The following is a 12,751-nucleotide window of genomic DNA, read 5'->3' as shown; positions in this document are numbered from 1 at the left end:
CCTGCCGCGCCGCTGCGCAACAGGCATGTGTCATGGAAATGGAAGGATGCTTACATCCGGTCGACGGCGTCCTTCAGCTTGTCCTTGGCCTTGCCTGCCGCGACCTGGGCCTTGCCCTTGCCTTCCTGGACTGCGCCCTTGGCCTGCATGCTGCGGTCGCCGGTCACCTTGCCGGCGGCCTGCTTTGCCTTGCCTGCAATCTCGTTGGTCTTGCCGGAAATCTTGTCGCTGGTGCTACCCATATCAGATGCCTCCTATCGCGCCGGGGCGACCTTGCCCTGGCTTGCGGAAGGACTAACGTCAGCTATCTGAATTCGTTCCGAAGAAAGTCAGGCGTGGCCAGCTTCAGCAGAGAGCATCGCCGCAGTGACGCCCATGCCCGCCAGAGCTCGCTCGTATTTGTCGTCGAGGCTGCGATCGAAGATCAGTGCTTCGTTGGCAGCGCAGGTCAGCCAGCCATTGTTGCCGACTTCGGTTTCCAGCTGGCCGGCACCCCAGGAGGAATAGCCGAGCAGCATGGTGGCGCGCTTGGGACCGCCGCCCTTGGAGATGGCGCGGACGATATCGAGCGTCGCCGTCAGGCAGATATCGTCGCTGACGGGGATGCTGGAATCGCTCAGATAATCATCGGAATGCAGCACGAAGCCGCGGCCGCTCTCGACCGGGCCGCCGGTCTGGATCGGGAAGTCGCGGGCGTGATCGGGAAGAACGATGGAATCGCTGTCCTTGATCATTTCGAGATGCAGGAGGACGTCGGTAAAGGTCAGGCTCTGCGGGCGATTGATGACGAAGCCCATGGCTCCGGCATCGGAATGCGCGCAGATATAGACCACCGTGCGCGCAAAATTTCTGTCTTCCATGCCGGGCATGGCAATCAGGAACTGCCCGTCGAAAAAGCCGCGTTCCCGTCTGTTCTTCAGCGTCGATAAGGACATAATTCCTCCTGCTGCCAGACCGCGTGAAAAGGCCCCGACACAGGAAACATGGGGCAATGTCACAAATCAATCAACCGAAAATGAAGAATTAGAATCACTCCTCATATGGCAGCCTGTAGCACTTTTCGATAAACCTTTGTTCCATGAAGATTATTTCTTTTACGCGCCGGATCATCCGCGGCCTCGGTCTTTCTGCCGCAGCCCTTCTCAGCCTGGCTGCCGCCGCACAGGCGGAAATGAGCGACTGGGTGGATAACGAGGGCGGCCGGATGCGGCTGATTGCGCTGCCGCCGGAGCGCGACGGAACGATCCATGGCGGCCTGCAGATCGAGCCGAAACCCGGCTGGATCACCTATTGGCGCGAGCCCGGCAGCAGTGGTATTCCGCCGCAGATCACCGTGGCGCCCGAAAGCGGCGTGGCGCTGAAGGATATCCGCTATCCGGTGCCGAAGCATATCAATGACGGCAAGGTCGACGACATCGGCTACGACGCCCCTGTCGTGCTGCCGCTGACCTTTAAGGCGGACGGTCAGGGAGCGCCCGGGACGATCAAGGCCACCGCCTTCATCGGCATCTGCAAGGAGCTCTGCGTGCCCTTCCAGGCGGCTTTCGAGCTGCCGCTTTCGGACGCAAAGCAGTCGCGCCCGGAGGAAGAGGCGTTGCTGGAACAGGCGGAGAAAGCCCTTCCCGAAGAGGCCTCGTCCGGCTTCCAGGTGGTGTCGCACAAGATGTCCGCCGACACGAAGGAGCTGTGGCTGGAGGTCGCCCTACCCGGCGGCGGCGACACGGCGCCGCAGGTGATTGTCACCGGGCCGAACGGCTATGTCTTCACCAAGCAGCTGATGAGCAAGCGCGACGGCAAGACCTTCTCGACCTCGGTCGCGATCGGCAAATTGCCGCGCAACTATGCGCTCAAGGGCAAGACCTGGCATGCGCTCGTCATCGACGGCGGCCGCGCCATGGAGACACCGCTTGCCTTTGAGTGACCGGCTCCTATAGTCCCCACCGACCCTGCGGCATCTGCCGCTTCATCATCTCAACGAGGAGAGTTTCATGAGCATCGCAATCGGCGACAAGCTTCCGGCCGCCACCTTCAAGGAAAAGACCGCCGACGGCCCGGTCGAGATCTCGACCGAGCAGCTGTTCAAGGGCAAGCGCGTCGTACTCTTCGCCGTTCCCGGCGCCTTCACTCCCACCTGCACGCTGAACCACCTGCCGGGCTATCTTGAAAACCGCGACACCATTCTCGGCAAGGGCGTCGATGACATCGCCGTCGTCGCCGTCAACGACTGGCACGTGATGAGCGCCTGGGCACAGCAGTCCGGCGGCGCCGGCAAGATCCACTTCCTGGCCGACTGGGACGCCGGCTTCACCAAGGCGCTCGGCCTCGAAGCCGACCTCTCCGCCGGCGGCCTCGGCGTCCGCTCCAAACGCTACTCGATGCTCGTCGAAGACGGCGTCGTGAAGTCGCTCAACGTCGAGGAAAGCCCGGGCCAGGCAACGGTTTCGGGTGCAGCTGCGATGATCGAGCAGCTTTGAGGATTGGGGCGGCGGACTGAGGTTCGCCGCTTTTGTTTTGGGAGGGTGTGTTTCGAAGACTGCGGCCGGGGCGCGCCTGAGCGGCGGGCGAAACCATACACCGCGCCCGGAGCCCCTCACCCTGCCCTCTCCCCGCTGGGGAGAGGGATGTTGGCGCGAGAGGCAGCCGCGGTGCTCCCTTCTCCCCCGCGGGGAGAAGGTGCCCGAAGGGCGGATGAGGGGGCCGCGAGTACAGGTCTTCCCCATCTCTGTGCTCTTCACAGAGCCGGCCCAACTCCTTGCGCCGAAAAGACTTCTCCCGCCGCGCAGACGCGCGGCGACTGAATTCCTGTGACAAGCACAGGAGTGAGGGAGGAGAGGACCGAGTATCCTAGCTAGCGTTGAGTTTTTAGGCCAGCTATCCGCGCTGCCAACGCAGCACCCAGCTCGTCGTCGCTGACGTCGCCACCGGTCGCGATGGAAGCATCAATGATATCGCGCAGCTTTTTCAGCCGCGCCTCCCGCTGCGCGACGAGGCTCAATCCTGTGGTGACGACCTCTTCAGGTGAGCGATAGCGCCCCCGCGCTACCAATTTCTCGACAAAATCCTCCCACTGCTTTTCGATCGAAACCTTCATGGCGACACTCCCTTGCCCACAGGTTACCGGAAAGTCGTAGGCACCGCATCCACCCCGCTTGCACCCGCCCCGCTTTTGCCATAAACGTTACAACATAACAGTAATGTTATTACATTTTAGAAAGCCTGCAATGCCTCGCCCCCTCCCCAATCTGCTCCGGCAATCCGCCTTTGCGCGCGCCGGTTTCGTGTTGTTGCTGATCTCCTCTCTCTGGCTGGCGATCTATTGGGCGGCGGTGTTGCCGTGAGTGTTCCCCTGATCGAGCTTGAGAATGTCACCGTTACCTATGACCGGCATCCGGCGGTGCATCATGTCTCCGGCAGCATCCGCGAGGGTAGCCTGACGGCGATTGCGGGGCCGAATGGGGCGGGGAAGTCGACGCTTTTGAAGGCCCTGGTGGGAGAGCTGAGACCGGCGGCCGGGATGATCCGGCATCGGCTGGCGCGGCTTGATTTCGGCTATCTGCCGCAGGCGGCCGATATAAACCGGCGGTTTCCGATCTCGGTTCTCGATACCGTGATGCTCGGCGCATGGCGGCAGGCGGGTGCGTTCGGGCGCGTTTCGGAGGCCGAGCGGCTGAAGGCGCTGGAGGCGCTTTCGGCGGTCGGGCTCGATGGTTTCGACAACAGGCATATCGGCTCGCTGTCGGCCGGGCAGTTCCAGCGGGTGCTGTTCGCGCGGCTGCTGCTGCAGGATGCCCGGGTAATCCTGCTCGACGAGCCCTTTACGGCGATCGATGCGCGCACCACGCGCGACCTTCTCGATATCGTCGCCCGCTGGCATGGCGACGGGCGCACGGTGATTGCGGTGCTGCACGATTTCGAACAGGTGCGGGCGCATTTTCCCGAGACGATGCTGATTGCCCGCGAGCTGATCGGCTGGGGGCCGACAGCCGAAGTGATGTCGGCGGCAAACCTGATGACGGCGCGGGCGATGGCCGAGCGCTGGGACGAGGAAGCCGCCATCTGCGAGCCTGCCGCATGACCGCCTACGATATCTTTCTGGCACCCTTCGCCGATTACGGCTTCATGCGCCGGGCGCTCGTCGCCTGCCTCTGCCTCGGGCTCGGATCCGGGCCGATCGGCGTCTTCCTGATGCTGCGGCGGATGAGCCTGATGGGCGATGCGATGAGCCATGCGGTGCTGCCGGGGGCCGCGATCGGCTATCTCGTCGCCGGCTCGCTGTCGCTGACGGCGATGGGTATTGGCGGGCTGGTTGCCGGTCTCTCGGTGGCACTGCTCTCCGGCGTCGTCAGCCGCATGACCGTGCTGCAGGAGGATGCGAGCTTTGCCAGTTTCTACCTTGCATCATTGGCGCTCGGGGTGCTGATCGTCTCGCTGCGGGGCTCGAATATCGATCTGCTGCATGTGCTGTTCGGCACCATCCTGGCGATCGATACGCCGGCGCTCACCCAGATCGGCACGATCGCCTCGATCACGCTGCTGGCGCTGGCGGTGATCTACCGGCCGCTGGTCACCGAATGTTTCGATCCCGGCTATCTGCGCGCCGTCGGCGGCCGTGGACCGCTTTATCACTTCCTGTTCCTGCTGCTCGTCGTGCTCAATCTGGTGGCCAGCTTCCAGGCGCTCGGCACGCTGATGGCCGTCGGCCTGATGATGCTGCCGGCGGCGATTGCCCAGCTCTGGTCGCGCAGCCTGCCGCAGATGATGGTGATCTCCGTCCTCAGCGCCACGGCGTCCGGCTATCTCGGCCTGATCGCCTCCTACCATCTCGAGCTCGCCTCCGGACCGACGATCATCATGACGGCGGCGAGCCTCTACACGCTTTCGATCCTCTTTGCGCCATCGGGCATCGCCCGGCGCCTCTTCCCCCGCCCCCAGCTCAAGGGCTGAATCCAAGGAGACTGACCATGCTATCACGTACCCTGCTTCTATCCGCCGCCCTGCCGGCGCTGCTTGCCGCCTCGGCGATCCCGGCTTCTGCCGAGACGCTCAAGGTCGTCGCCTCCTTCACCGTGCTTGCCGATGTCGTCAAGCAGGTCGGCGGCGATCATGTCAGCGTCACCAGCCTCGTCGGCCCGAACGGCGACCCCCATGAATTCGAGCCCTCGCCTGCCGATGCCAAGCACCTGAAGGCGGCGCAGGTGACCTTCGTCAGCGGCGAAGGCCTGGAAGGCTGGATGGACCGGCTGATCACCGCTTCCGGCTACAAGGGCACGCCGGTCACGGCTTCCGAAGGCATCAACACGCGGACGATGGAAGAGGACGGCAAGACCGTGACCGATCCGCATGTCTGGAACAGCCCGGTCAACGTCAAGGTCTGGGTGGTGAATATCGAGAAGGCGCTCTCGGCTGCCGATCCGGCCGATGCCGCCGCCTTCAAGACCAATGCCGACCGCTACACGAAGACGCTCGACGAGCTCGATGCCTATGCGCATTCGAAATTCGACAAAGTCGCCGACGATCGCCGCAAGGTGCTGACCAGCCACGACGCCTTCGGCTATTTCGGCCGCGAGTATCAGGTGAGCTTCCTGGCGCCGCTCGGCGTTTCCACCGAGAGCGAAGCCTCGGCTGCCGACGTCGCCAAGCTGATCGAGCAGATCAAGGCCGAGAACGTGAAGACTTACTTCTTCGAAAACTCGAACGACCCGCGCCTCGTCAAGCAGGTGGCGAAGGCAACAGGCGCAAAGCCCGGCGGCAAGCTCTATGTGGAATCGCTCTCGGACGCCAAGGGACCGGCGCCGACCTATGAGAAGATGTTCCGCTACAATGTCGACCAGATCGCCGCGGCGATGGCAAAGTCGAGCTGAGTACGGACGGCCGCGGAGCGATCCGCGGCCTTTTCCTCAGACGTTGAGGTCGAAGACCAGGAGGCCGCCGAGGCCGCCATCGACGGATTCGACGATCTTCTCGCCGACCGCGACATGTTCAGGGTGGATGAGATAGGCGTCACGCGCTTCCGGGCTCTCGAAGGTGACCACGAAGCCTTCGACGAAGCCGCCATGCAAGCCTTCCGGCGAGACGTTCGGGCCATGCTTGATGTCGATGATCCCCGGAATGACCTGCTGCAGCGCAACGACCGAGCCGAACAGTGCCTGCTTCTCTTCGCCGGTCATGGCGGCCTTCAGCCGCAGAAATACGCAATGCAGGATCATATGGTGCCTCCCAGTTTCTGCGCGGCAGCATAGTGGGAATGACACCGAGGGCAAGCCCGCCAGAAATGGCGGGTCCGGTTTAAATCCCGCATCGCGGGCAAGGTGCCGCACGCTTTCCATCCCCGGATACATTTATTAGCGATAGCTTGTGGATGCGTTTGCGCAGGCGCAAAATGCCGCCCCGATGGGACGGGGGCTCCCATCGTAGGGAGGACCATCATGGATGATATGAACCTCACGACCCTGCAGAAGGGCCATAAAGTCATGCGCGCCGATGCGATCGAGGCCCTTGCGGCGGGGTTGCGCGGACGGCTGATCACCAAGGCGGATAGCGACTACGACGAAGCCCGGACGATCTGGAATGCGATGATCGATCGCAAGCCGGGGATGATCGTGCGCTGCGCCGGCGCCAGCGACGTCATCAAGGCTGTCCGCTTCGCCCATGACAATCACCTGCTGCTCGCGGTGCGCGGCGGCGGCCACAACATTGCCGGCAATGCCGTCTGCGATGGCGGCGTGATGATCGATCTCTCGGCGATGCGATCCGTCTGGGTCGATCCGGCGACGCGGCGCATGCGGGTGGAGCCCGGTGCCACGCTTGCCGATGTCGATGCGGAAACGCAGGCTTTCGGCATGGTTCTGCCGACCGGCATCAACTCGACGACGGGCATTGCCGGCCTGACGCTCGGCGGCGGCTTCGGCTGGACGACGCGCAAATACGGGCTGACGCTCGACAACCTGATCTCGATGGATGTCGTCACCGCTGACGGCAGGCTGAGGCGGGTCAGCGAGAAGGAAGATCCCGATCTCTTCTGGGCGCTGCGCGGTGGCGGCGGCAATTTCGGCGTCGTGACCTCCTTCGAATTCCGCCTGCACGATCTGCCCGGCAATGTGCTCGCGGGCCTCGTCGTTCATCCCTTTGCCGATGCCGAGATGGTGCTGAAGCAGTATCGCGCCGCACTCGAGAAGGCGCCGGACGAGCTGACTTGCTGGGCGGTGATGCGCCAGGCGCCGCCCCTGCCCTTCCTGCCCGCCGAATGGCACGGCAAGGAAGTCCTGGTGCTCGCCATGTGCTATTGCGGTGATCTCACCGCTGGACAGGCAGCAACGGCGGAGCTTCGCGGGATCGGCAAGCCGATCGCCGATGTCGTGGGGCCGGTGCCCTTCGCCGCCTGGCAGCAGGCCTTCGACCCGCTGCTCACGCCCGGCGCCCGAAACTACTGGAAGAGCCAGGATTTCGCGGCGCTCTCCGACCAGGCGATTGCCGTGCTGCTCGATGCAGTGCGCAAGCTGCCAGGGCCGGAATGCGAAATCTTCGTCGGCCATGTCGGAGGTGCCGCCGGCCGGATCGCCGGCGAGGCGACGGCTTTCCCGCAGCGCAGCTCGCATTTCGTCATGAACGTCCATGGGCGCTGGCGCGATAAAGCCATGGATCAGAAAGGGATCGCCTGGGCGCGAGGGCTGTTCGAAGCCACCAAGCCGCATGCGATCGGCACGGCCTATATCAACTTCATGCCCGAGGACGAGGCGGACCGGGTGGAGAAGGCCTATGGCAAGAACTACCGGCGGCTGGCCGAGATCAAGCGGCACTACGACCCGGAAAACCTGTTCCGCATGAACCAGAACGTCAAGCCACTGCCGGAGATGCGGGCGGCAAGCTGACGGCGCGCTGGCTCAGGCGGCTTGCCATGAACAGGCCGGCGGATGCGCTCCGCCGGCCGGCTAACGGGCTTGCGGGAACGGCCAGTCGATGACGCCGCCCGCATAGAGCGCCCACCAGACAAAAACCGGTTGAAAGGCCAGCCGCGGCACATGATAGAGCCAGGCATAGGTACTGGCGTCGACCGCCGACAATCCGTCGATCGCATGCTTGATATGGGCGGGATAGACGCAGACCGCATAGGCGGCGAGCCCAATCCCTGCGGCGGCGCGAAAGGGCGACGAAAGCAGCCCGGCGGCGGCTGCCACCTCGCATGCGCCGGTGATGAAAACAACAGCAGCCGGAAACGGCACCATAGCCGGCATGATCCTGAGAAACGGACCCGGTAGCAGCATGTGAAAGATGCCGACGGTCAGGTAGATCGCCGACAACACAAGCCGCCACCAAAATCTCGATTCCAGGGATGGTTCAAACCACATCCCAATGTGCACGGCCATTCAATCCTCGCATCGCGCTTCACAGACGTTGATACGAAGGTGATCGGTTTGTGGATGTGTCCGATTGGAACGACGCTGGTGCAAACGCTCAAATCCGGCGCAGGATTTTCTTGCGCAATCTCCATTCAATTAAACCCGCTTAAAGGAAAAAGCCTTACAAATGCGGGGATTGGCGCGTCTGGGTTCATTAGTACTGCATGAATACAACCTGGCAAATACTGATCGGCAATCTTGCCATCGTTGCACTTGTGATCTCGATCTGGGCTCACATCTATTTCCGATTCCGGCTGATGACCGACCTGCAGACGAAGCTTGCCTTCGGCGCGGTGATGGGCGCCGGGACGATGGCGTCGATGATGATGTCCGTGCCGCTCAGCAATGGCGTCTTCATAGACCTGCGCTATTCGCTGGTCGCCATCTCCGCGCTGTTCGGCGGCGCGCCCTCCGCCATCCTGACGATCCCGCTGGCCGTCGCCTTCCGCCTGCAGATGGGTGGCGCCGGCGCGCTTGACGGAATGATCAGCATTGCCTGCGTCGGCGCGGTGTCGCTCACGCTGCGGGTGCTGCAGAAGCGCCGCAAGGCGAGGCTTGCCGATACGTTCATTCTCGGCGCGCTGGTTTCCGTCACGCTGCTGGCGACGATGCTGGTCCTGCCGGCGCAGATCAGCACCATGGCGTTGCAGCTGGTCGGCGTGCCTGCTGTCGTGCTGAATTTCGGCGCGATCGTCGTTGCCGGTGCGCTGCTCCTGCAGTTCGAGCATATGGCACTGGACCGCGATCTCTTGACCGCAGCGCTGACGCAGACGCCGGATTTCCAGTATGTGAAGAACCGCGACAGCGTCTTCGTCGTCGTCAACCGCAATGTCGCCGAGCATCATCATTTCACTTCTCCGGAAGCGATGGTGGGCGCCACGGATTTCCACATCGCCACCCAGCGCCGCGCCGAAGTCTTGTTTGCCGAGGAGCAGGCGCTGATGCGCAGCGGCGAAGCGCTGATCAACAAGATCGAGCCGCTGCAGCAGGGCGACAAGGAGCACTGGTTCCGCACCTCGAAAGTGCCGCTGCGCGACCGCGACGGTATCGTCATCGGCCTTGCGGGCGTCACCCGCGACATTACCGAGGAGCGCAGCATCGAGCGCGAGCTGCGCGCGAACCGCAACATGCTGTCGCACGCGATGTCCGGCATGTCCGATGGCTTTGCGATGTACGATCCGAAGGGCGACCTCGTTTACGCCAACCCGCAATATGCGCATCTCTTCCCGCTTTCCGGCGTGGTGCGCGTTGCCGGCTTCAACATTCGCGACATCCTGCGCAAGGCGGTCGAAACGCAGGAGCGCCGCAGCTTTCCGGCCGAGATCGACGAAGAGTGGATCGAGACCGCAGCACGCGACCTGCATCGCGACAAGGACGAGGAAATCGACCTCTATGATGGCCGCTGGCTGAGTCTCCGCACCCGCATGACCGCCGATGGCATGGCGCTGGTCGTCGTCTCCGACGTCACCGCGATGAAGCAGGCCGAGCATTCGCTGCGCGCCGTTGCCGACCGGATGAAGAGCCTTGCCGAGACTGACGGCCTGACCGGCATCGTCAACCGCCGCGCCTTCGACGAAGCTCTGGCGCTGGCGCTCGCCCGCAGTGTTCGCGAGCGCACGCCGCTCAGCCTGCTGATGATCGATGTCGACCGCTTCAAGGCCTATAACGACACCTACGGGCACCTGGCCGGCGACGAATGCCTGAAGGCTGTTACCGACTGCCTGCGCAAGGCAGCCCGGCGCGATACCGATATCGTTGCCCGCTTCGGCGGCGAGGAATTCGTCGTGCTGATGCCCGAGGCCGACGAGGCGGATGCGTCCCGTGTTGCCGAACAGTTCCGCGATGCGCTGCATGCGCTGAACCTGCCGCATACCGGCAGCGAATTCGGACGGGTGACGGCGAGCGCCGGCATTGCCGTCAAGCAGAGCCGTGCCCGCGCGACGACGCCTGCCGAGTTCATGCAGCATGCCGACGAGGCGCTTTACGACGCCAAGCGCAATGGACGCGACCGAATCTCGATCTGGGAATCGCCGGCCAGTGCGCGGACGGCAAACGGCTAGGCGATATCCAAGAGCAGAGCGCAGTGATCGGAAACTTCGGGCTCCCTGACGACCTCGAAGCGAGTAACGCTTACGCCCGGCGAGACCAGCATGTAATCGGCAAAGCGCCCGTCCTTCGGATAGAGCGAGGTGCGCGTTCCCGCAAAGCCGCCTGATGTGACGAGCTCGGTGAGGCCGAGCTGGCCCAAGATTTCGAAGGTGGCGCTATCGGGCAGCACGTTGAAATCGCCGCAGACGACGAGCGGTTCATCCTGCTTGCGGATACGCCCGATCAACGAGACCAGCGCCTCGGCCTGGGTCATTCTGGCCGGTGTATCGCCCTTGCCGGCCATGTCGCGCAGGCCATGCAGCTGGGCAACGACGAGCGGGCGGCCTGAGGCGTAGTCGAAGAGGCGCAAAACCTGCGCGTTGCGCGGGCGCGGATGGGCGCCGTAACCATCAGGCGAGAAGGCGCCGTGGACGAAATCCATCGCCTGGCCGGAGATGGCGAGCGAGCGGTGGACGAAGGTGGCGAGGCCGAATTCGGAGGGAACGGCTGTCTCGCCATCCAGAAGCTCACCGCGCGAGGCGGGAGCGAAAATGCCGTCATGCTCCGGCAGCACAGCCTTCACCTCGTCGAACAGATTGGCGCGCTGCGGCAGTATGTGGCTGCCGTCGCGATATTCCAGCCAGCCGCTCGTGACGCCGACGGAGCGGGTGACTTCCTGCAGGCAGAGAATATCGGCCCTGGCGCCGGCGAGGTAATCGACCAGCGGCTGATGGATCTTGCCGCCCCAGGCGTTCAGAGAAATGATCCGCAGTGCCGCCTCCCCCGCTTTGCCTGCCTACTTCTTTTTGTAGGGTGCCATGCCCATGCGCGCCAGTTCATCGGCGCGTTCGTTTTCCGGATGGCCGGCATGGCCCTTGACCCAGTGCCACTTGACCTTGTGGCGCTGATTGGCAGCGTCGAGCGCCTGCCAGAGCTCGCCATTCTTCACCGGCTTCTTGTCGGCGGTCTTCCAGCCGTTCTTCTTCCAGCCGAAGATCCACTTGGAGATGCCGTCCATGACATATTTGCTGTCAGTGTGGAGATCGACTTCGCAGGGGCTGTTCAGCGCCGAGAGAGCCGAGATTGCCGCCAGCAGTTCCATACGGTTGTTGGTGGTCTCGGCTTCGCCGCCCGAGAGTTCCTTCTCGACCTCGCCATAGCGCAGGATCGCCCCCCAGCCGCCAGGGCCGGGATTGCCGGAGCAGGCACCATCGGTGAAAATCTCGACGTGCTTCATGCCGAAAGCCCGTATTCGGCCGCCGACTTGATCTGTCGGTGGAAGCGCAGCTTGCGCAGATATTCGAGCGGGTCCTTCTTGGTGACCATGGCGCCCTCAGGCGTCGTCAGCCAGTCGTAGAGGCGGGTCAGGAAGAAGCGCAGCGCCGAGCCGCGCGCCAGGATCGGAAGAGCCGTGCGTTCGGCTTCGCTCAGCGGGCGCACACTCTGGTAGGCGTCGAGGAAGGCCGTGCCCTTGGTGATGTTATAGGCGCCGTCCTTTTCGAAGCACCAGGCGTTCAGGCAGATCGAGACGTCGTAGGCGAGCAGGTCGTTGCAGGCGAAGTAGAAATCGATGAGGCCGGAGAGCGTATCGCCGAGGAAGAAGACGTTATCGGGGAAGAGATCGGCATGAATGACGCCTGAAGGCAGGTCTTTCGGCCAGTGGGCCGAGAGGAAATCCATTTCGGCCCGAACCTCGTCCGACATGCCCTTCTCGACCTCGTCGGCGCGGGCTTCGGACTTCTCCCACAGCGTCTTCCAGCCATCGATCGAAAGCGCATTGGGACGCTTCAGCTCGAAGCCTTCACCGGCGATATGCATCTGCGCCAGCGCCTTGCCGACTTCGCGGCAGTGCTTCGCCTCGGGCTTGCGCAGCCACATGCCTTCGAGGAAGGAGATCAGCGCGGCCGGACGATCGGACAGGCGCCCAAGCAGCGCGCCATCCCTACGCGGCAGCGGCAGCGGGCAGGACAGGCCGCGGGCGGCCAGGTGATGCATCAGCCCGAGAAAGAACGGCAGATCGGATTTCTCGACGCGCTTTTCATAGAGCGTCAGGATCAGCGGATCCTTCGAGGTGTGCAGCAGGAAATTCGAGTTCTCGACGCCCTCGGCAATGCCCTTGTAGGAGAGCAGCTCGCCGGTCTCATATTCCGTCAGGAACCACTTCAGATCGTCTTCGGAGATATCGGTGTAAACGGCCAAGGTGCGGTCTCACGGTCGGTTCGATAGAGTGGAAGCCTTCAGGGCGCGGGATACCCCCCTCTGCCCTG

The 12,751-nt window shown here is 63.3% G+C and carries 15 protein-coding genes; 7 read left to right on the top strand and 8 right to left on the bottom strand.

Annotated elements, in window-relative coordinates:
• Positions 1–50: 50 nt before the first annotated feature.
• Entirely contained in the window at positions 51–242 is a 192-nt protein-coding gene (locus ACODR6_RS05330) for a CsbD family protein (protein ID WP_112712835.1), read from the bottom strand.
• Between the two features lie 87 nt (positions 243–329).
• A complete protein-coding gene (locus ACODR6_RS05325; RefSeq protein WP_112712837.1) occupies positions 330–935 on the bottom strand; it encodes a YqgE/AlgH family protein in 606 nt (201 codons plus the stop codon).
• Between the two features lie 143 nt (positions 936–1,078).
• Here ACODR6_RS05325 and ACODR6_RS05320 point away from each other — a divergent pair, with 143 nt between their 5' ends.
• Complete coding sequence (locus ACODR6_RS05320; RefSeq protein WP_489021285.1) at positions 1,079–1,921, top strand: protein-disulfide reductase DsbD domain-containing protein; 843 nt, start codon at positions 1,079–1,081, stop codon at positions 1,919–1,921.
• A 67-nt stretch (positions 1,922–1,988) separates the two neighbouring features.
• Entirely contained in the window at positions 1,989–2,474 is a 486-nt protein-coding gene (locus ACODR6_RS05315) for a peroxiredoxin (protein WP_112712841.1), read from the top strand.
• 374 nt (positions 2,475–2,848) lie between these two features.
• On the opposite strand, the gene ACODR6_RS05310 is transcribed toward ACODR6_RS05315, so the two are convergent.
• Complete coding sequence (locus tag ACODR6_RS05310; RefSeq protein ID WP_203429453.1) at positions 2,849–3,091, bottom strand: type II toxin-antitoxin system ParD family antitoxin; 243 nt, start codon at positions 3,089–3,091, stop codon at positions 2,849–2,851.
• Between the two features lie 243 nt (positions 3,092–3,334).
• Here ACODR6_RS05310 and ACODR6_RS05305 point away from each other — a divergent pair, with 243 nt between their 5' ends.
• From ACODR6_RS05305 to ACODR6_RS05295, 3 genes are read left to right on the top strand one after another with little or no spacing between them, the layout of a single operon-like run.
• Positions 3,335–4,075 (top strand): metal ABC transporter ATP-binding protein, encoded by a 741-nt coding sequence (locus tag ACODR6_RS05305; protein WP_112714328.1) that lies wholly within the window; start codon positions 3,335–3,337, stop codon positions 4,073–4,075.
• Positions 4,072–4,944: a metal ABC transporter permease gene (locus ACODR6_RS05300; protein ID WP_489021282.1), complete on the top strand. Its 873-nt coding sequence runs from the start codon at positions 4,072–4,074 to the stop codon at positions 4,942–4,944. Before ACODR6_RS05305 ends, ACODR6_RS05300 begins: the two co-directional genes overlap by 4 nt.
• A gap of 17 nt (positions 4,945–4,961) precedes the next feature.
• Positions 4,962–5,861 carry a metal ABC transporter solute-binding protein, Zn/Mn family gene (locus ACODR6_RS05295; protein ID WP_489021280.1) on the top strand — a complete coding sequence of 300 codons (900 nt, stop codon included), beginning with the start codon at positions 4,962–4,964 and terminating at the stop codon, positions 5,859–5,861.
• A 36-nt stretch (positions 5,862–5,897) separates the two neighbouring features.
• Here ACODR6_RS05295 and ACODR6_RS05290 read toward each other — a convergent pair whose 3' ends face one another.
• Complete coding sequence (locus ACODR6_RS05290) at positions 5,898–6,206, bottom strand: Dabb family protein (RefSeq protein ID WP_203429457.1); 309 nt, start codon at positions 6,204–6,206, stop codon at positions 5,898–5,900.
• 219 nt (positions 6,207–6,425) lie between these two features.
• Here ACODR6_RS05290 and ACODR6_RS05285 point away from each other — a divergent pair, with 219 nt between their 5' ends.
• Positions 6,426–7,868 carry an FAD-binding oxidoreductase gene (locus tag ACODR6_RS05285; protein WP_489021277.1) on the top strand — a complete coding sequence of 481 codons (1,443 nt, stop codon included), beginning with the start codon at positions 6,426–6,428 and terminating at the stop codon, positions 7,866–7,868.
• Positions 7,869–7,928: 60 nt separating this feature from the next.
• Here the strand turns inward: ACODR6_RS05285 and ACODR6_RS05280 are convergent, their stop codons facing one another.
• Positions 7,929–8,300: a DoxX family protein gene (locus ACODR6_RS05280; protein WP_489021275.1), complete on the bottom strand. Its 372-nt coding sequence runs from the start codon at positions 8,298–8,300 to the stop codon at positions 7,929–7,931.
• Between the two features lie 260 nt (positions 8,301–8,560).
• On the opposite strand from ACODR6_RS05280, the gene ACODR6_RS05275 reads away from it, so the two are divergent.
• Positions 8,561–10,456: a diguanylate cyclase gene (locus ACODR6_RS05275; RefSeq protein ID WP_489021273.1), complete on the top strand. Its 1,896-nt coding sequence runs from the start codon at positions 8,561–8,563 to the stop codon at positions 10,454–10,456.
• Here the strand turns inward: ACODR6_RS05275 and ACODR6_RS05270 are convergent.
• The 3 genes from ACODR6_RS05270 to ACODR6_RS05260 are packed head-to-tail and all read right to left on the bottom strand — an operon-like array spanning position 10,453 to position 12,683.
• The gene (locus tag ACODR6_RS05270) at positions 10,453–11,256 is read right to left on the bottom strand and encodes an endonuclease/exonuclease/phosphatase family protein (RefSeq protein WP_489021537.1); all 804 of its coding nucleotides are present in this window, start codon (positions 11,254–11,256) and stop codon (positions 10,453–10,455) included. The two genes, ACODR6_RS05275 and ACODR6_RS05270, sit on opposite strands and share 4 nt — an antisense overlap.
• A 24-nt stretch (positions 11,257–11,280) precedes the next feature.
• On the bottom strand, positions 11,281–11,721 hold the full coding sequence (rnhA, locus tag ACODR6_RS05265; RefSeq protein WP_449096380.1) for a ribonuclease HI: 441 nt from the start codon (positions 11,719–11,721) through the stop codon (positions 11,281–11,283).
• Positions 11,718–12,683, bottom strand: coding sequence for a homoserine kinase (locus ACODR6_RS05260; protein WP_130278909.1), 966 nt, complete (start codon positions 12,681–12,683; stop codon positions 11,718–11,720). The genes rnhA and ACODR6_RS05260 overlap by 4 nt, the downstream gene beginning before the upstream one ends.
• Between the last annotated feature and the right edge of the window lie 68 nt (positions 12,684–12,751).

It is taken from the genome of Rhizobium sp. FG96 (genome assembly GCF_057808655.1).
The sequence above is the reverse complement of the archived record's forward strand: the minus strand, read 5'-3'. Positions and strand labels throughout refer to the sequence as shown.